12 protein-coding genes are annotated in these 17,696 nt (G+C 71.6%); 2 read left to right on the top strand and 10 right to left on the bottom strand.

All coding sequences use genetic code 11. From position 1 onward, the window contains the following. Positions 1-10 precede the first annotated feature (10 nt). The 5 genes from dapB to hrcA form a co-directional block, all read right to left on the bottom strand. Entirely contained in the window at positions 11-817 is an 807-nt protein-coding gene (gene dapB / locus VMR06_RS12310; protein WP_325376737.1) for a 4-hydroxy-tetrahydrodipicolinate reductase, read from the bottom strand. A 256-nt stretch (positions 818-1,073) separates the two neighbouring features. Continuing rightward, positions 1,074-2,192, bottom strand: a complete 1,119-nt coding sequence (gene dnaJ, locus VMR06_RS12305) for a molecular chaperone DnaJ (protein ID WP_325376735.1) — start codon at positions 2,190-2,192, stop codon at positions 1,074-1,076. A gap of 82 nt (positions 2,193-2,274) precedes the next feature. Further along, on the bottom strand, positions 2,275-4,194 hold the full coding sequence (dnaK, locus tag VMR06_RS12300; RefSeq protein ID WP_325376733.1) for a molecular chaperone DnaK: 1,920 nt from the start codon (positions 4,192-4,194) through the stop codon (positions 2,275-2,277). Positions 4,195-4,446: 252 nt separating this feature from the next. Next, positions 4,447-4,983 carry a nucleotide exchange factor GrpE gene (gene grpE / locus VMR06_RS12295; RefSeq protein ID WP_325376732.1) on the bottom strand — a complete coding sequence of 179 codons (537 nt, stop codon included), beginning with the start codon at positions 4,981-4,983 and terminating at the stop codon, positions 4,447-4,449. Positions 4,984-5,055: 72 nt separating this feature from the next. Next, positions 5,056-6,111: a heat-inducible transcriptional repressor HrcA gene (gene hrcA, locus VMR06_RS12290; RefSeq protein WP_325376731.1), complete on the bottom strand. Its 1,056-nt coding sequence runs from the start codon at positions 6,109-6,111 to the stop codon at positions 5,056-5,058. 345 nt (positions 6,112-6,456) lie between these two features. Between hrcA and recN the strand changes: the two genes are divergently transcribed. After that, complete coding sequence (gene recN / locus VMR06_RS12285) at positions 6,457-8,130, top strand: DNA repair protein RecN (RefSeq protein ID WP_325376730.1); 1,674 nt, start codon at positions 6,457-6,459, stop codon at positions 8,128-8,130. A 49-nt stretch (positions 8,131-8,179) separates the two neighbouring features. On the opposite strand, the gene VMR06_RS12280 is transcribed toward recN, so the two are convergent. Together VMR06_RS12280 and pmbA are read right to left on the bottom strand one after the other, a co-directional pair. After that, entirely contained in the window at positions 8,180-8,575 is a 396-nt protein-coding gene (locus VMR06_RS12280) for a DUF4870 domain-containing protein (RefSeq protein WP_325376728.1), read from the bottom strand. A 128-nt stretch (positions 8,576-8,703) separates the two neighbouring features. Continuing rightward, positions 8,704-10,065 (bottom strand): metalloprotease PmbA, encoded by a 1,362-nt coding sequence (pmbA, locus tag VMR06_RS12275; protein WP_325376726.1) that lies wholly within the window; start codon positions 10,063-10,065, stop codon positions 8,704-8,706. 14 nt (positions 10,066-10,079) lie between these two features. Between pmbA and yjgA the strand changes: the two genes are divergently transcribed. Beyond that, entirely contained in the window at positions 10,080-10,604 is a 525-nt protein-coding gene (gene yjgA / locus VMR06_RS12270) for a ribosome biogenesis factor YjgA (protein ID WP_325376724.1), read from the top strand. A gap of 41 nt (positions 10,605-10,645) precedes the next feature. Here the strand turns inward: yjgA and tldD are convergent, their stop codons facing one another. From tldD to rng, 3 genes are all read right to left on the bottom strand, one after another. Beyond that, entirely contained in the window at positions 10,646-12,088 is a 1,443-nt protein-coding gene (tldD, locus tag VMR06_RS12265) for a metalloprotease TldD (protein ID WP_325376722.1), read from the bottom strand. A 74-nt stretch (positions 12,089-12,162) separates the two neighbouring features. Further along, on the bottom strand, positions 12,163-16,029 hold the full coding sequence (locus tag VMR06_RS12260; protein WP_325376720.1) for a YhdP family protein: 3,867 nt from the start codon (positions 16,027-16,029) through the stop codon (positions 12,163-12,165). A 9-nt stretch (positions 16,030-16,038) separates the two neighbouring features. After that, entirely contained in the window at positions 16,039-17,517 is a 1,479-nt protein-coding gene (gene rng, locus VMR06_RS12255; RefSeq protein WP_325376718.1) for a ribonuclease G, read from the bottom strand. Between the last annotated feature and the right edge of the window lie 179 nt (positions 17,518-17,696).

The following is a 17,696-nucleotide window of genomic DNA, read 5'->3' as shown; positions in this document are numbered from 1 at the left end:
CGCGCCGCGCTCAGCGCGTGAACAGGTCCTGCAGCGCGTAGCGGCCCGGCGCGCGTCCGGCCAGCCACAACGCGGCGCGCACCGCGCCGCGCGCGAAGATGTCGCGCTCGGTCGCACGGTGGCCCAGTTCGATGCGCTCGCCGGCACCGAGCAGGCAGACGCTGTGCTCGCCGACGACGTCGCCGCCGCGCACGACCGCGAAGCCGATCTCGCCGTCGCGCCGCTCGCCGCTGCGCGAGGCCGCGCCGGCGACCGACTCGAACGCGACGCCGCGCCCTTCGGCGGCGGCGCGGCCGAGCGCCAGCGCGGTGCCGGATGGCGCATCGCGCTTGTGGCGGTGATGCGCCTCGACGATCTCGCAGTCCCAGTCGGCCAGCGCCGCGGCAGCTTCGCGCACGAGGCGCGTCAGCACGGCGATGCCGAGGCTGAAGTTCGCACTCCACAGCACCGGTATCCGCGTGGCGGCCGCATCGAGCGCGGCCAGCTGCGGCGCCGAGAGACCGGTCGAGCCGCTGACGAAGGCGATGCCGCGGCGCAGCGCCAGGTCGAGCGCGGCGTCGAAACCGGCCGGGCCGGCGAACTCGATCAGCGCGGCCGGCGCAGCGTCGAGGCGATCGGCGTAGCGCTCGGCATCACCGTCGCGCGCGGACGCCTCGAAATCCGGCACGACGCGTCCGGCCGACGACGAGCCGCTGCGCACCAGGGCGGCCGCGAGCCGCGCCCGCGGTTCGGTACGGATCGCGCGCACGAGCGCCTGGCCCATGCGGCCGGTGGCGCCGAACACGGCGACGGCGGTCGGATTGGAGGTATCGGTCATGCGCGGATGGTAGAGCCTGGCGCGCGCGTTGGGTATGCACGCAGGGGACGGTGGCGGATCCGCTGGCGAGGGAGCGCGCTGGCGCGTCCCGGCCCGAGCCAGGCGCGACCGCATGCATCGTCATCGGCCGCCACGGGCTCCGATCGTTCGCCGGCGACGCGTTCGGCATACGGTCCGGCGAACCGGCCGCGCGACCGGCGCTCGCCGACCATCCAGCCTGCTCCGCGCAACGGCGAACCGCCGTTGCCCACGCCGGTCAGGACGTCACGCGATCCCAGAACTGCTTGACGTTGTCGAGCCAGGAGCTGTTGCGCGGCGAATGCGCGGCCGCGTCGGCGCCTTCGAACGTGGCCTCGAACTGCTCGAGCAGTTCGCGCTGCGCACGCGTCAGGCGCACCGGCGTCTCGACCACGACGCGGCAGATCAGGTCGCCGGTGCGGCCGCTGCGCACGGACTTGACGCCCTTGCCGCGCAGCCGGAACAGCTTGCCGCTCTGGGTTTCGGCCGGCACCGTGATGCTGGCCTCGCCTTCGAGCGTCGGGATCTTCAGCTCCGCGCCGAGCGCGGCCTGGCCGTAGCGGATCGGCACCTCGCAGTGCAGGTCGTCGCCGTCGCGCTGGAAGATCGCATGCTCGCGCACGCGCACCTCGACGTAGAGATCGCCCGGCACCGTGCCCGGCGGACCGGCCTCGCCCTGCCCGGTCAGGCGGATGCGGTCGCCGTTGTCGACGCCGGCCGGAATGCGCACCGACAGCGTGCGCTCGTCGTGCACGCGGCCTTCGCCGCGGCAGTCGCGGCACGGATTGGCGATGGTCTTGCCGCTGCCGCCGCAATGCGGACAGGTCTGCTGCACCGAGAAGATGCCGTTCTGCATGCGTACGCGACCATGGCCGCGGCAGGTGTGGCAGGTGGTGGTCTTGCCGTCGGCCGAGCCGGAGCCGGTACAGGCCGCGCACTCGATCAGGGTCGGCACCTCGATCGACTTCTCGACGCCGAACACGGCCTCCTCGAGGTCGAGCTCGAGCATGTAGCGCAGGTCCGAGCCGCGCCGCGGGCCGCCGCGACCGCCGCCCATGCCGAAGATGTTCGAGAAGATGTCGCCGAAGATGTCGTCGACGTCGCCGCGGAAGCCGCCGCCGCCCATGCCGCCTTCGAACGCAGCGTGGCCGTGCTGGTCGTACAGCGCGCGCTTGTGCGGATCGGACAGCACCTCGTAGGCCTCCTTGGCCTCCTTGAAGCGCTCCTGCGCGGCGGGGTCGTCGGGACAGCGGTCCGGATGGCATTTCATCGCCAGCCGGCGGAAGGCCTTCTTGATCTCCTCTTCGGTGGCCGATCGCTCGGCACCGAGGATTTCGTAATAGTCGCGTTTGCTCATGATCGGCGCGAGACGTCAGGTCGGGGCGGCGGACACGAAAACGGAGCCGGCGGGCCGGCTCCGTTCCCTCTCGTCTAGCGTCTTACTTCTTGTCGTCCTTGACTTCGGTGAACTCGGCATCGACGACATCGTCGCCGGCGGCCTGACCGGCGCCGCCCTGGGCACCGGCGTCAGCGCCCGGCTGCGGACCGGCCGCGGCCGCCGCATACAGCGCCTGCGCGACTTCCTCGAGGCGGCTGGTGCGCGTCTCGATCTGCGCCTTGTCGTCGCCCTTCATGACCTTCTCGAGCTCCGACAGCGCTTCCTCGATCGGGCCGATCTGGCCACCGGCGAGCTTGCCGCCGTGTTCCTTGAGCGCATCACGCGTGGCGTGGACCAGCTGATCGGCCTTGTTGCGCACGCCGACCAGCTCGTGGAACTTGCGGTCCTCTTCCTTGTTGGCCTCGGCGTCGGCGACCATCCGCTGGATCTCGTCGTCGGACAGGCCCGAGCCGGCCTTGATCTCGACGCGCTGCTCCTTGCCGGTCTTCTTGTCCTTGGCCGACACGTGCAGGATGCCGTTGGCGTCGATGTCGAACGTGACCTCGATCTGCGGCATGCCGCGCGGCGCCGAATCGATGCCGGCCAGGTCGAACTTCGCCAGCGACTTGTTGAAGCGCGCCTGCTCGCGTTCGCCCTGCAGCACGTGCACGGTCACCGCGCTCTGGTTGTCCTCGGCGGTCGAGAACGTCTGCGAGGCCTTGGTCGGGATCGTCGTGTTCTTCTCGATCAGCTTGGTGAACACGCCACCGAGCGTCTCGATGCCGAGCGACAGCGGGGTCACGTCGAGCAGCAGCACGTCCTTGACGGTGCCGCCGAGCACGCCGCCCTGGATCGCCGCGCCGACGGCGACGGCCTCGTCCGGGTTGACGTCCTTGCGCGGCTCCTTGCCGAAGAAGTCCTTGACCGCTTCCTGCACCTTGGGCATGCGCGTCTGGCCGCCGACGAGGATCACCTCGCTGACGTCGGACACGCGCAGGCCCGCATCGTTGAGCGCGATGCGGCACGGCTCGATCGTGCGCTTGACGAGGTCCTCGACCAGCGCCTCGAGCTTGGCGCGCGTGAGCTTGATGTTGAGGTGCTTCGGACCGGAGGCGTCGGCCGTCACGTACGGCAGGTTGACCTCGGTCTGGTGCGAGCTCGACAGCTCGATCTTGGCGCGCTCGGCGGCGTCCTTCAGACGCTGCAGCGCGAGCGGATCGTTCTTGAGGTCGACGCCCTGGTCCTTCTTGAACTCCTCGACGAGATAGTCGATGACGCGCTTGTCGAAGTCCTCGCCGCCGAGGAAGGTGTCGCCGTTGGTCGCGAGCACCTCGAACTGGCGCTCGCCGTCGACTTCGGCGATCTCGATGATCGAGACGTCGAACGTGCCGCCGCCGAGGTCGTACACGGCGATCTTGCGGTCGCCGCCCTTCTTGTCGAGGCCGTAGGCCAGCGCGGCCGCGGTCGGCTCGTTGATGATGCGCTTGACCTCGAGGCCGGCGATGCGGCCGGCGTCCTTGGTCGCTTGGCGCTGGCTGTCGTTGAAGTAGGCCGGCACCGTGATGACGGCCTCGGTGACCGGCTCGCCGAGAAAGTCCTCGGCGGTCTTCTTCATCTTCATCAGCACCTTCGCCGAGATCTCCGGCGGCGCCATCTTCTTGCCGTCGGCGGTCTCGATCCAGGCGTCGCCGTTCTCGTGCGCGACGATCTTGTACGGCACGATGCCGATGTCCTTCTGGACCTCGGCGTCGGTGAACTTGCGGCCGATGAGACGCTTGACCGCGTAGAACGTGTTCTTCGGATTGGTCACCGCCTGGCGCTTGGCGGTGGCGCCGACGACGACTTCGCTGTCCTTGAAGGCGACCACCGACGGCGTGGTGCGGTCGCCCTCGGAATTCTCGATGACGCGCGCCGTCGTGCCTTCCATGACCGCGACACACGAATTGGTGGTGCCGAGGTCGATACCGATGATCTTGCCCATGATGGTCTACTCTCTCCCGCGAAATGGATTCGGTCGCAATGACCGTGACTGGCGCAGAATCTGGGGGTCTGGACACCGCTTTCAAGCGGTTTGCGCATCGAACCGCTCGCTTGCGCGCGGTGCGCGCAGCGTCCGGTCGACGCACTGCTGAAAGCCAATTCCTGAACTCCCCGGTGCAACGGCGCGCCGGAAACCGGCGCTTCGAATCGACGGCGGCCGGCCCCTCGCCGGCCGCCGTCGCGGATCACGCGCTCACTGGGCGGCCTGCGCCACCGTGACCAGCGCCGGGCGCAGCAGGCGCTCGTTGAGTACGTAGCCCTTCTGGAACACGGCGACCACCGAGCCGGCCGGGTGCGCCTGCGTCGGCACCATCTGCATCGCCTGGTGGCGCTCCGGATCGAAGGCCTCGCCGGCCGGATCGATCGCCTTGAGTCCGTTCGCCTCGGCCACGCGCGTCAGCTCGCGCAGCGTCAGCTCGACGCCGCCGCGCAGGGCCGCGAAATCCTCGCCGGTCGCGGCCAGGCCGCGCTCGAGATTGTCCAGGACCGGCAGCAGATCGGCCAGCAGCTTCTCGTTGGCGAAGCGGCGCGCGTGCTCGAGATCGCGCTGCAGCCGCCGGCGCTGGTTCTCGATCTCGGCACGTTCGCGCAGGACCGTCTCGCGCATCTCGGCGAGGTTGCGCTCGGCTTCGGCCAGCTGCGTATTGAGCCGGTCGAGATCGGCCATCACCTCGTCCGGCGGCGCGGCGCCCTCGGGCGCGGGGTTTCCGGCTGGATCGGTGCTTTGCATCGTTGCTCTCCACCTGTCAAAAAAACGCCGCCGGCGTCGGGCGCCGGAGGCCAGCATGCGATTGTGGGGCACTTATTGTGCCGGCTGCGCGCGGTTCAAGGTGCCGGAGATGATCTGGGCGGTGGCCTGGACCATCGGAATCACGCGCTCGTAGGCCATCCGGGTCGGGCCGATCACGCCGAGCACGCCGAGGATCCGCCCATGCACGCCGTACGGCGCGGTGACCAGCGAGAAGCCGTCCAGCGCCGCGAAGCCCGATTCCTCGCCGATGAACAGCCGCACGCCGTCGGCGCGCGCGCAGCGCTCGAGCAGCTGCAGCAGGTCGCGCTTGCGCTGGAACGCCTCGAACAGCTCGCGCAGGCGGTCGATGTCGGCCTGGTCCTGGCGTCCCATCAGCCGGGTCTGGCCGGCCACCAGCATGTCGCTGTCGGTGCTGGCCTGGAACGCCTGGCTCGCGACCTCGACCGCGGCGCTCAGCAGGCGGTTCAGCCGCACGCCCTCCTCGCGCATCTCGCGCAGCAGCCGCGCGCGGATCTCGTCGATGCGCATGCCGGCGAACTGGCCGTTGAGGAAGTTGGCGATCTGCTCGAGCTCGCTGGCACCGTAGGCGCGCTGCGTCGCGACCACGCGGTTCTGCACCTGGCCGTCGGTGAAGACCAGGATCACCAGCAGGCGGCTGGCGTCGAGCATCACGAAATCGATGTGCCGGAACGGGAATTCCTCGCGCTTGGGCACGCTGACCACGCCGACGAAATGCGTCATCTCCGACAGCAGCGAGGTCGCGCTGTTGAGCAGGTCCGGCGTCGCCGCGTCGGTCGGCAGCTCGCGGCGCAGCTGGGCCAGCTGGTCCTCGTCGGGCGGCTGCATCTCGAGCAGGCTGTCGACGAAGACGCGGTAGCCCTGCGCGGTCGGCACGCGTCCGGCCGAGGTGTGCGGCGCGGCGACCAGACCGACCTCCTCCAGATCGGCCAGCACGTTGCGGATCGTCGCCGGACTGACGTCGAGCCCGGAGGACTTGGCCAGCGTGCGCGAGCCGACCGGCTGCCCGTCACTGATGTAGTGCGAGATCAGCGTGCGCAGCAGCTGGCGGGCCCGGGCGTCGAGCGGGTGAGCGGATGAACGGTTCATCGGACGTGCGAATGGCCGGCAGCCGGCGCCAAGCACGCTAGCAAGCGGCCGCGCCGGGTTCAAGCAGGGCGGGCGGAAGCCGCCCTGCGGCGCAGGCCCCGGCCGGGGCTGCGGCGTGCGCGCCCGCCGCACCGGGAATGCCGGCGCGGCGGCGAAGGCGCAGCCGGTGCCCCGCGGCGATGTCGCATCGGCCGCCAGCGGTCGCATGCGGCCGCCGCGAGCCGCGCAGCGGGCCGGGCGCCGCGTATCACGCGGTGCGACGCGATCCGGGCAGCATCCTGTTCACGACCGGCGCCGGCAACGATAATCGGCGCCCCGACCGTCCTCGGACCGCACGCCCACACCATGCTGGAAACCCTCTACGTCAAGGATTTCGCGATCGTCGAGCACGCCGAGATCCACTTCGGCGAGGGCCTGACCGTGGTCACCGGAGAGACCGGCGCCGGCAAGTCGCTGCTGGTCGACGCGCTGCTGCTGCTGGCCGGCAGCCGCGGCGACAGCGGCCTGGTCCGCCACGGCTGCGACCGCGCCGAGCTCTCGGCGCGCTTCGTGATCGACGGCCGCGAGGATCTGCTCGCCTGGCTGCGCGCCGAGGCACTCGACGACGACAGCGCCTGCGAGCTGCGCCGCGTGATCCGCAGCGAGGGCAGCTCGCGCGCCTGGATCAACGGCCGCCCGGTCGCGCTGGCCCAGCTCAAGGCGCTCGGCGAGCGGCTGATCGAGATCCACGGCCAGCACGAGCACCAGACCCTGCTCGACCGCGCCGCGCAGCTGGACCTGCTCGACGCGTTCGGCGGCCACGACGAGGCGCGCCGGACCGTGGCCGGCCTGGCCCAGGACTGGCGCCGCAGGCAGGCGCGCGTCGCCGAGCTGACCGGCGGCACCGACCACGCCGAGCGGATCGACTGGCTGAGCCACCAGCTGGCCGAGCTCGACCGGCATGCACTCGATGCCGATGCCTTCGCCGCGCTCGAGGAGAACCATCGGCGCCTGGCCAATGCCGGCCAGCTCGTGCAGGGCTGCGCGAACCTGGCCGAACGCATCGACGGCGACGGCGAGTTCGCGCTGTCGCGCCTGCTACATCGCGCCCAGGCCGACGCGCTGCGTCTGACCGAGCTCGACCCGCGCCTCGGCGCCGTCGCCGAGCTGCTCGACGCGGCGCGGATCCAGGTCGAGGAGGCCGGCGACACGCTGGGCCGCTACCAGGATGCGCTCGACCTCGATCCGGAGCGGCTCGCCGAAATCGAGGCGCAGCTGACCCGGCTGCACGAGCTCTCGCGCAAGCACCGCCGACCGATGGCCGAGCTCAAGCCGCTTGCCGACGAGCTGCGCGCCGAGCTCGACACGCTGCGCGGCGCCGGCGACGAACTGGCGCGCCTGCACGGCGAATGTGCGCGGATCGCCGCCGACTACGCGAGCGCCGCCGATGCGCTGTCCGCGGCCCGCGCGCAGGCCGGCGAGCGGCTTGCGGCGAGCGTTACCGCGCTGATGGCCGAACTCGGCATGGCCGGCCGCTTCGAGGTGCAGCTTGAATCCGGCGGCGACGCCGAACCGGCGGCGGCCGGCCGCGAACGCTGCGAATTCCTGGTCAGCACCAATCCGGGCCAGCCCCCGCGCGCCCTGCGCAAGGTCGCCTCCGGCGGCGAACTGTCGCGGATCGGCCTGGCGATCGAGGTCGCCGCGCTCGGCGCCGACGCGACCGGCACGATGGTCTTCGACGAGGTCGATTCGGGGGTCGGCGGCGCGGTGGCCGAGATCGTCGGTCAGAAGCTGCGCCGGCTGGCGGCGGGCTGCCAGGTATTGTGCGTAACGCATCTGCCGCAGGTCGCCGCGCAGGCGCATCACCACCTGCGCGTCGCCAAGTCCAGCGACGCCGATTCCACGCGCGTGCAGATCGAGGCGCTCGACGAGGGCGCTCGGCGCGACGAGGTCGCGCGCATGCTCGGCGGCGTGGAGATTACGCGGCAGACCCTGGCGCACGCGCGGCAGATGCTCGACAGCGCGCGCCAGGACGGCTGAGGGCGCGACCGGAACCGGCAGGGCCGGGCCGGTCGCGCAGGAACGATGCTTACTTGATCAGCCGCAGCGTCAGCGGATAGCGGTAGGTCTGGCCGTTGTTGGCACTGATCGCCGCGACGATCGTCAGCACGATCCACACGCCGAGCAGCGCCAGGCCGAGCGGCAGCGTCAGGAAGATGCCGATTCCGAAGGTGCCGATCGTGACGATCCACAGCGCGATCCAGACGATCAGCGCGGTCAGGTTGAAGTTCAGCGCCTCGCGTGCCTGATCGGCCGCGAACGGCAGGCTGTCGCGCTTGACCAGCCAGACCACCAGCGGCCCGAGCACGCAGCCGAAGCCGGCCGTGAAGAACGCGCTGAACGCGGACAGATGACCGAGCAGGGCCCAGGTCCGCTCGTCGTTGCTGAGCGTGCTCGGCGGGGTGGCGGTGGTGTCATCGATCATCACGGATCTCCGGTTCGCGGGAGGTTCCCACGGTGGATTCGGGCGCTCGGAGCGTCAAGGGCGAGGGGTCATGCCCGGCGTACCCGTTCAGCGCACGGACACCTCGCGCGCCAGTCGCGCCGCGCCGGCTACTCGCCGGCGATCGTCATGCGGTCGATCAGGATCGATCCGGTCAGCAGGTGCGAGCGCGGATCGACGTCGCGGCCGATCGCGACGATGCCGGCGAACATCGCGCGCAGGTTCGAGGCGATCGTGATCTCTTCGACCGGATGGACGATCCGGCCGTTCTCGACCCAGAAGCCCGATGCGCCGCGCGAGTAGTCGCCGGTGATCAGCGAGACGCCCTGCCCCATGACCTCGGTCACCAGCAGGCCGGTGCCCATGCGCCCGAGCAGGGCCGGCAGATCGTCGGCGCCGGGCGTGACGACGAGATTGTGGATGCCGCCGGCGTTGCCGGTGGTCGCCATGCCGAGCTTGCGCGCCGAATAGCTGCCGAGGATGTAGCGCTCGAGCACGCCGTCGCGGACCAGGTCGGCATCGCGCGTCGCGACGCCCTCGGCGTCGAACACGCTCGAGCCGTGACCGCGCGGCAGGCGCGGCCGCTCGGCCATCTGCACGAACGACGGAAACACCGGCTTGCCCAGATGATCGACCAGGAAGCTCGCGCGCCGGTACAGCGCGCCGCCGCTGACCGCCGACAGGAAATGCCCGATCAGACCACGCGCGACCTCGGGCACGAACACCACCGGGCATTCGCGCGTGGACAGGCGGCGCGCGTCGAGCCGCGCCACCGTGCGCTCGGCGGCGCGCCGGCCGATCGATTCCGGATCGGCGAAATCCTGCGCCGCGCGCACCGCGTCGTACCAGTAGTTCTGCTGCATGCCGGCCTCGTCCTCGGCGATCAGCGCGCACGACAGCAGGTGCCGCGTGCTGCGCTCGACGCCGCGGAAGCCGGCCGAGTTGGCATTGGCCAGCACCGACTCGCCGACCTGCACGGCGGCGCCTTCGGAGTTGCTGATGCGCGGGTCGAAGCTGCGGCCGGCATCCTCGATGCGCAGACCGAGCTCGATCGCTTCCTCGACGCCGATCCGCCACGGGTGCCACAGATCCAGGTCCGGGAAGTCGCGCGCGTACAGCGCCGGATCGGCCAGGCCGTTGCACGGGTCTTCCTCGGTGTAGCGCGCGATCGCACAGGCGTGCTCGACCGTGCGCGCGATCGATTCGGGATCGAGATCGGCGGTGCTGGCCGAGCCCTTGCGCTTGCCGAACAGCACCGTCAGCGACACGCCGCGGTCACGCGTGCGCGTGATCGTCTCGACCTCGCCGAGCCGCACGCCGACGTCCAGGCCGGTATCGATGCTGGCGGCGACCTCGGCCTCGCTCGCGCCGGCCGCTCGGCAGCGGCGCAGCACGTCGTCGCAGACCTCGGCGAGACGGGCCAGTTCTTCCAGGCTGGAATCGGGGGAATTGTCGATGAGCGCTGCGTTCACGTTATGCTTTTCCGATGATCGATCACGATACGACCGACGAATTCGACGGCCCGAGCCGCAGCCAGCTGCGCCGCGAGGCGCTGGACGTGCTCAAGCTCGCCACCACGCTGGCCACGCTGTCCGACGCCCAGCTCGACCGCCTGCCGCTGCCCGATGACGTGCGCAGCGAGGTCGAGCGCACGCGCGCGACGCCGTCGCACGGGGCGCGCAAGCGGCAGACCCAGTTTTTGGCCAAGCAGCTGCGCCGGCTCGACGAGGACGCGCTCGACGCGGTCCGCAAGCTGCTCGACCACGACCGGCAGAGCGCGCACCGGCAGACCGCGGTGCTGCACCAGATCGAGGCCTGGCGCGACCGCCTGCTCGCCGAAGGCGACGCCGCGCTCGACCCGCTGCTCGAGCGGCATCCGGGCGGCGACCGCCAGCAGCTGCGCGCGCTGATCCGCCAGGCGCGGCTCGAAGCCGAGCGCGCCAAGCCGCCGCGCGCCTCGCGCGAGCTGTTCCGGCTGCTGCGCGCACTGGTCGACGCGCCGGCCGACTGAGCGCCGGCGCGCGGCGCCGGACGCCGGCGCGGCGGTGCCCGTCATGCCGCGGTGCCGCCGACGGTCATCGCGTCGATCCGCAGCGTCGGCTGGCCGACGCCGACCGGCACGCTCTGGCCGTCCTTGCCGCAGACGCCGACGCCCTCGTCGAGCGCGAGGTCGTTGCCGATCATCGATACCCGCCTGAGCACCTCGGGGCCGGCGCCGATCAGCGTCGCGCCCTTGACCGGCCGGGTCAGCCGGCCGTCCTCGATCAGATAGGCCTCGCTGGCCGAGAACACGAACTTGCCGTTGGTGATGTCGACCTGGCCGCCGCCGAAGTTGACCGCGTACAGGCCGCGCTTGACCGAGCCGATGATCTCCTCGGGCGGCAGCGCGCCGGGCCGCATGTAGGTATTGGTCATGCGCGGCATCGGCAGATGCGCGAACGACTCGCGGCGGCCATTGCCGGTCGAGGCCGCGCCCATCAGCCGCGCATTGGTCTTGTCCTGCATGTAGCCGGTCAGGATGCCGTCCTCGATCAAGGTCGTGCAGCGCGTCGGCGTGCCCTCGTCGTCGATGCTGAGCGAGCCGCGGCGGCCGGCCAGCGTGCCGTCGTCGACGACGGTGACGCCCGGCGCGGCGACGCGCTCGCCGATGCGGCCGGCGAAGGCCGAGGTCTCCTTGCGGTTGAAGTCGCCTTCCAAGCCGTGGCCGATCGCCTCGTGCAGCAGCACGCCGGGCCAGCCCGGGCCGAGCACGACGGTCATCGTGCCGGCCGGCGCATCGACCGCCTCCAGATTGATCAGGGCGGTGCGCAACGCCTCGCGTGCGAACGCATGCGCACGGCCGTCGGCGAGCAGCTCGTCGAAGCCGTAGCGGCCGCCGCCGCCGCCGCTGCCGGACTCGCGGCGGCCGCCGCGCTCGGCGATGACCTGGACGTTCATGCGCACCAGCGGGCGCACGTCGGCGGCCAGCGTGCCGTCGGAAGCGGCGATCAGCACGGTATCGACGCCGGCCGAGAGGCTGACGATGACCTGCTGCACGCGCGGATCGAGCGCACGCGCATAGGCGTCGATCTCGCGCAGCACGCGCACCTTGGCCTCGCTCGACAGGGTTTCGATCGGGTCGATCGCCGGATACAGCGCCGGTGCCGAAGCGATCGCGAGCGGCCGGCCGGTACCGGCGGCGCCGGCCTTGGCGATCGCGCGCGCGGCGCCGGCGGCTTCGAACAGCGACGGCAGCACGATCTGGTCCGAGTACGAGAATCCGGTCTTCTCGCCGGAGATCGCGCGCACGCCCACGCCCTGCTCGATGCTGTGGCTGCCTTCCTTGACGATGCCGTCCTCGAGCAGCCAGGACTCGGCGCGCGAATGCTGGAAGTACAGGTCGGCGGCATCGATCGACGGCGCCATCAGGCGCGCGAACACCGGCTCGAGGTCGGTGGCGGACAAGCCGCCGGGCCGCAGCAGGCGCTGCTCGGCCTGGGCGATCAAAGAGGTCATGGGGGCCTTGCGAATGGAACCAGGTCAACGATCATGGGGGCGCACCGCGCCGCCCGCAAGCCGCGCCGGCCCGTTCAGCCGGCCGGGCCGGGCTCCCCGCGGGCCGGCCGTCCGGACCGTCCCTCGCGCGAGATCAGCCGGATCTGCGGCTTCTCCCAAGGCCCGGTGACCTCGTAGGTCGCGCGCGCTACGGCATTGATCTGCTTGTTGAAAAGACCCTGAACGACGAGTCCGGCAGCGGCTCCGACCGGCCCGCCGGCAAGCGCGCCGACCACCGGCAGCGTCGCGCCCGCGTGCGGCGTCACGATCAGGCGCTGGTCGTAGTCCTTGTGCGCCAGATCGGTGCGGCCGCTGACCCGGATGTCGGCGGCCGGCCCCTTGATCGACAGGTCGTCGGTCGCCGCCTCGCCGGTGTTCAGCCGGAACGTCCCGGTGATCGCGTTGAAGCTGAAGCCGGAGCGGAAGAAGTCCGAGAAATCGAGACTGAGCCGGCGCGGAATCTCGGTCAGCGAGAGCAGGCCGAAGATCCGCCCGGCGCCCGGCTCGACGTCGAGGATGCGGCCGGCCCCGACCGAGATCGCGAGCGTGCCGTCGAGTTTGGCCAGCGCGAATGCGGTCGGCGGTCCGGCCCAGCCGGCCTCGATGCGTGCCGTGGTCCGTCCCCCGTCGATGATGCCGGCATAGCCGAACGCGTCGAGCATGCGGCCGAGGTCGTGCGAGGACAGCTCGATCGACAGCCGCGAGCGGTTCGCGCCGGGCGTGCCGGTCCAATCGCCGTGGGCGCGCATCTCCAGGTTCGGCGACTTCGCGTCGAGCTGGTCGATGTGCATGCCGCCGGCGACCGGCCGGCTCTCGAACCGGGTCTGGCCGAGCACCGAGCGGCCGACACGCAGATCGCCGATCCAGACGTGCAGCGGCGGCAGCAGACCCGGCGCGAGGTCGCCGCCGGCCGGAGGCGCGTCCGCATCGTCGTCCTCGGGCGATTCGGGCCAGTGCAGGCGATCCAGATGCACGGTCACGCCGGCGCGCATCAGATCGGCGTTCGGCAGCGTGATGCCGCCCTGCAGCGCCTCGCCGCTGAAGCTGAACTCGGTGGCCGCGTCGCTGCGCGCGATGCGCACGCCGGCCGCGCCGATCGTGCGCGTGCCGAGCATCAGCGCGTCGACCGCGAGGTCGGCGCCGCGCAGTTCGAAATCGCCGCCTCCGCTGCCGGCACCGACGAAGCCCGCCCAGCCGGCGAGGTCGAGCTGCGGCGCATGGCCTCCGATCAGGACACCGCGGTCGGGCAGCGCGCCGGCGGCCCGCGTGCCGAAGTCCAGCCGCATCGCCAGCGGCGCGTTCGGCGCCGGCAGGCGGCCGCTGACGATCAGCCGATCGCCGAGCGTCACGCGCAGATCACCGCCGGCGTACGGCATCGGCAGCGCGACGTCGAGCGCCTGCGCGACGTCGGCGGCCTTCGCCAGCGGCGCCGGCAGATCGATCGCGGTGCCGACCAGATCGCTGTGCGCGCTCAGCCGCGTGCGGCCCGGCGCACCGTCTTGCGCAGCGGCGACGCTGGCGGCGATCGTCCACTGCGAGCTGCCTTGCATGCGTGCCAGAATCGATTCCAGACCCGGCACGTCGGCGAACACGACCTCGGCCGGCAGCCGCGCGTCGAGCCGCGCCTGCACCACCTGCCCGGCCTCGGCGACCGCATCGCCGACCGCCACGGTCAGCGCACCGGCGTGGCCGCGCGTCGTCACGCGCAGGTTCTCGGCGACGAAGCCGCCGCGGTCGAAGCGGATCGCGCCGGCGACGTCGCTGAAGTCGACGCGCCAGTCCGGCTGCGTGACCGTGGCGCCGGCCAGCGTCGCCGTGCCGTCGAGCGAGAAGCCGGGTGCGTCCTTCTTGAGCGGCACGGCCAGCTCGAACTCGAAATCGGCGCTGCCGCCGATCGCAAGGCCGGCCAGCGCGTCGCGGAAGCGCGCGCCGATCGGCGTGGCGCGCAGGAAGCCGAGCAGGTTGCGGCCGCTGCCGCGGCCGTCCGCCGAGAGTTCGAGTACGGCGTCGCCGAAATCGGCGATCCGCGCCTCGGCGCTGCCGAGCGCGGCACCGAGCGAGCTGCCGGCGGTCGCCGAGGCTTCCATGCCGTCGTTGACGAAACGCGCGACCGCCGCGACGCCCTCGACGCGCGGCCAGTCGGCCAGGTACTGCAGCTGGGTGTCCTCGATCGCGGCGACCGCCTCGAAACGCCCGCCGTAGCCGTCGAACGGCCATTCGGCCAGATCGCCGCGGAACACGGCGCGGCCGTCGACGACGCGGCCGGCCTGCAGCGCGCGATCGAGCCAGTCGACCGCGGGCCGCGGCATCACGTTGACCGGCCAGAAGCGCTTGGCGGCCGGCACGTCGCCGTGCGCGACCGCCGCGTAGAGATCGAGCCGCGGCCGCGGCCGGCCGCGCGGCAGCTCGACGCCGCCGCGCAGTTCGCCGCCGTAGCCGTCGCCCTCGAAGACGATGCGGTCGGTCTCCACGCGCCAGCCGTCGTCGATCCGCCGCAGCACCACGTCGCCGCCGAACGCCGAGAACGCGAACGGCTCGCGGAACACGCCCGGGTACTCGGCCGTGAAGCCCTGCGCCGGCAGCGCGATCAGCAGCGCCTGGGCGTCGCCGCGCAGTTCGCCGTGCAGCGGCCCGAGCCCCGGCGCCCTGGCGGCCGGTGCGACCGCCAGATCCGAGAACCGCGTGCTCAGCTCGTAGTCGTCGGCGCCGTCGTAGCGCAGATAGGCCTGATCGAGACGGCCGCGCGGCGCGGCGCCGCGCAGCCAGCCGCGCAGGCCCGGCGGCAGCTGGCCGATCTGCGCGGCCAGACCCGCCAGCGGCGCCAGCGCGATCGTGTCGGCCGCGGCACGCCAGCGCAGCGGCGTGCCGCCGAGCATCTCGACGCTGGCGCGCGTCGGCGGATGCTCGACGCCGCCGGCGCCGAGCACGAGATCGGCCAGATCGAGCGACCAGGCTTCGCCGTCGCCGCGACGCCAGCGCAGCGCCACGGCGAGCCGGTCCAGCGCCGTTGCGGCGGCGGCGCTCGGCGGCCCGACCTCCGGTCCATCGGCCGCCAGTCTCAGACCGCGCAGGTCCAGGCGCGTGCGCACGTCCAGCACCCGGCCGTGGTCCCACTCCGCCCAGGCCTGGACCAGGCCGCGGCCGGCGTCCAGACGCGTGCCGCCGTAGACCTGTCCGCGCAGCAGCCGGCCGAGGTCGACATCGCGGCCGGACAGGTACAGGCGGCCGCGGCCTTCGCCGCGCCGGATCGAGGTGATCAGGTCGAGCGGGCTGGCCTCCTCGTCGAGGCTGCGCACCTTGCCGAGCACATAGAGCTCGGCGCCGCGGTTGACCAGACGCAGCTCGCTGGCGCCGACCTGCAGGTGGATGCCGTGCCGCGCGTCGTCGAGTCGCAGCTTGAGGTCGACCAGCACCAGCACGCCGAGCGCGCCGAGCGGATCGCCGCTGGCCGCCGGATCGAGATCGAAGCCGTGCAGTTGCCAGCGGCCGTCGGCGCCGCGCTCGAGCGAGAGGTCCAGGCCGACCAGGCGGAACTCGTTCCAGGCGCGATTGCGCTGGAACGGCGCGAACAGGTTCAGCGCCAGCTCGGCGCGCTCGAGCCGCAGCGGCGTCTGCGCCGGCGTGCGCGCCCCGATCAGCACGTTCTCGAGCACCAGCTGCGGTCCGCCGCGGACCCAGCGCGCCGCGATGTGGCCGATCGTGACCGGCCGGTCGATGCGCTCGGCGAGCCAGGTCTCGACGCGGTCCGGATTGCGCACCAGCCACGGCACGACGAGCTGGCCGATGCCGACCAGCACGCCGAGCGCGATCACGACCGTCGCCAGCGTGCCGGCGACGATGCGACGGACGCGACGCCAGCGGCGGCGTGCCGGATCTACCGCAGGTGCTGCGCTGGCGCCCATGCCGGCCGGTCAGAGCAGCACGACATCGTACTGCTCCTGCGAGTAGTGCTCCTCGGCCTGGAAGCGGATCGTCTTGCCGATGAACTCCTCGAGTTCGGCCACCGCCGCGCCTTCCTCGTCGAGGATGCGCCCGACCACCTTCGGCGCGGCCAGCACCAGCAGCTTGGCCGCCTCGAACTGGCGCACCGCGCGGGTGATCTCGCGGAAGATCTCGTAGGTGACCGTCTCGGCGGTCTTCAGGCTGCCGCGGCCGGCGCAGGCCGGACACGGCTCGCAGAGCTGGCGTTCGAGGCTCTCGGTGGTGCGCTTGCGCGTCATCTCGACCAGGCCGAGCTCGGACATCTCGTAGACCGTGGTCTTGGCGTGATCGCGCGCCAGTGCCTTCTCGAGCAGGCGGATCACCTGGCGCTTGTGCTCCTCGTCGGTCATGTCGATGAAGTCGATGATGATGATGCCGCCGAGGTTGCGCAGACGCAGCTGGCGCGCGGCGGCCTGCGCCGCCTCCAGATTGGTGCGGAACACCGTCTCCTCGAGGTTGCGGCTGCCGAGGAAGGCGCCGGTGTTGACGTCGATCGTCGTCATCGCCTCGGTCTGGTCGACGATCAGATAGCCGCCGGACTTGAGCGGCACCTCCTTGCGCAGCGCCTTCTGGATCTCGTCCTCGACGCCGTACAGGTCGAAGATCGGGCGCTCGCCGGGATAGTGCTCGACGCGCTCGGCCAGTTCGGGCATGAACTGCGCGACGAAGCGCTGCGCGCGCTCGAGCGTCTCGCGCGAGTCGATGCGCACCTTCTCGATCGACGGCCGCATCAGGTCGCGCAGCGCGCGCTGCGCGAGCGCGAGATCCTCGTAGATGCACTCGCCGACGCGCGCGCGCGCCGAGTTCTCCTGCACCGCCTTCCACAGGCGCCCGAGGTAGGCCACGTCCTCGGCCAGCGATTCGCGCGGCTGGCCTTCGGCATTGGTGCGCACGATGTAGCCGAGCGGACTGTCGCCGACCAGCTGGGCCAGCATGTCCTTGAGCCGGGCGCGCTCCTCCTCGACCTCGATCCGCGCCGACACGCCGAGCACCTTGCTGTACGGCAGCAGGACCAGATAGCGCGACGGGATCGACAGGTGCGTGGTCAGCCGCGCCCCCTTGGTGCCGATCGGGTCCTTGACGATCTGCACGACGACCTCCTGGCCCTCACGCACCAGCTCGCCGATCGGCGGCGGCAGCGGCGGCAGCAGGTCGCCGTTGTCGGCGACGATCGGCAGCGACGGCCGCACGATGTCCGAGGCATGCAGGAACGCGGTGCGCTGCAGGCCGACCTCGACGAAGGCCGCCTGCATCCCGGGCATGACGCGGCTGATGCGGCCCTTGTAGATGTTGCCGACGTAGCCGCGCCGGCTCGAGCGCTCGACCAGCACCTCCTGCAACATGCCGTTCTCGACCAGGGCCACGCGGGTTTCGCGTGGTGTCACGTTGATGAGGATTTCTTCGGACACAAAAGGGGTTAGAAAAGAATGTTGATCGGGTTTATAGCCCGGGCGCGCGGTGCTTGTCGAATCGCCGGACCGGCGCCGCGCCGAATCGGCGGGCGCCGCCGTGAAACCGCTGCACCCGCCCCGACCGGTCCCCGGCAAGCGATTGATTCGATTGAAAGAGGCGTCCGTGCGGCCGGCGC

Source organism: Dokdonella sp., from assembly GCF_035511235.1.
Classification (GTDB): Bacteria; Pseudomonadota; Gammaproteobacteria; order Xanthomonadales; family Rhodanobacteraceae; genus Dokdonella.
Note: the sequence above shows the minus strand (reverse complement) of the source record. Positions and strands in the feature narration are given on the sequence as shown.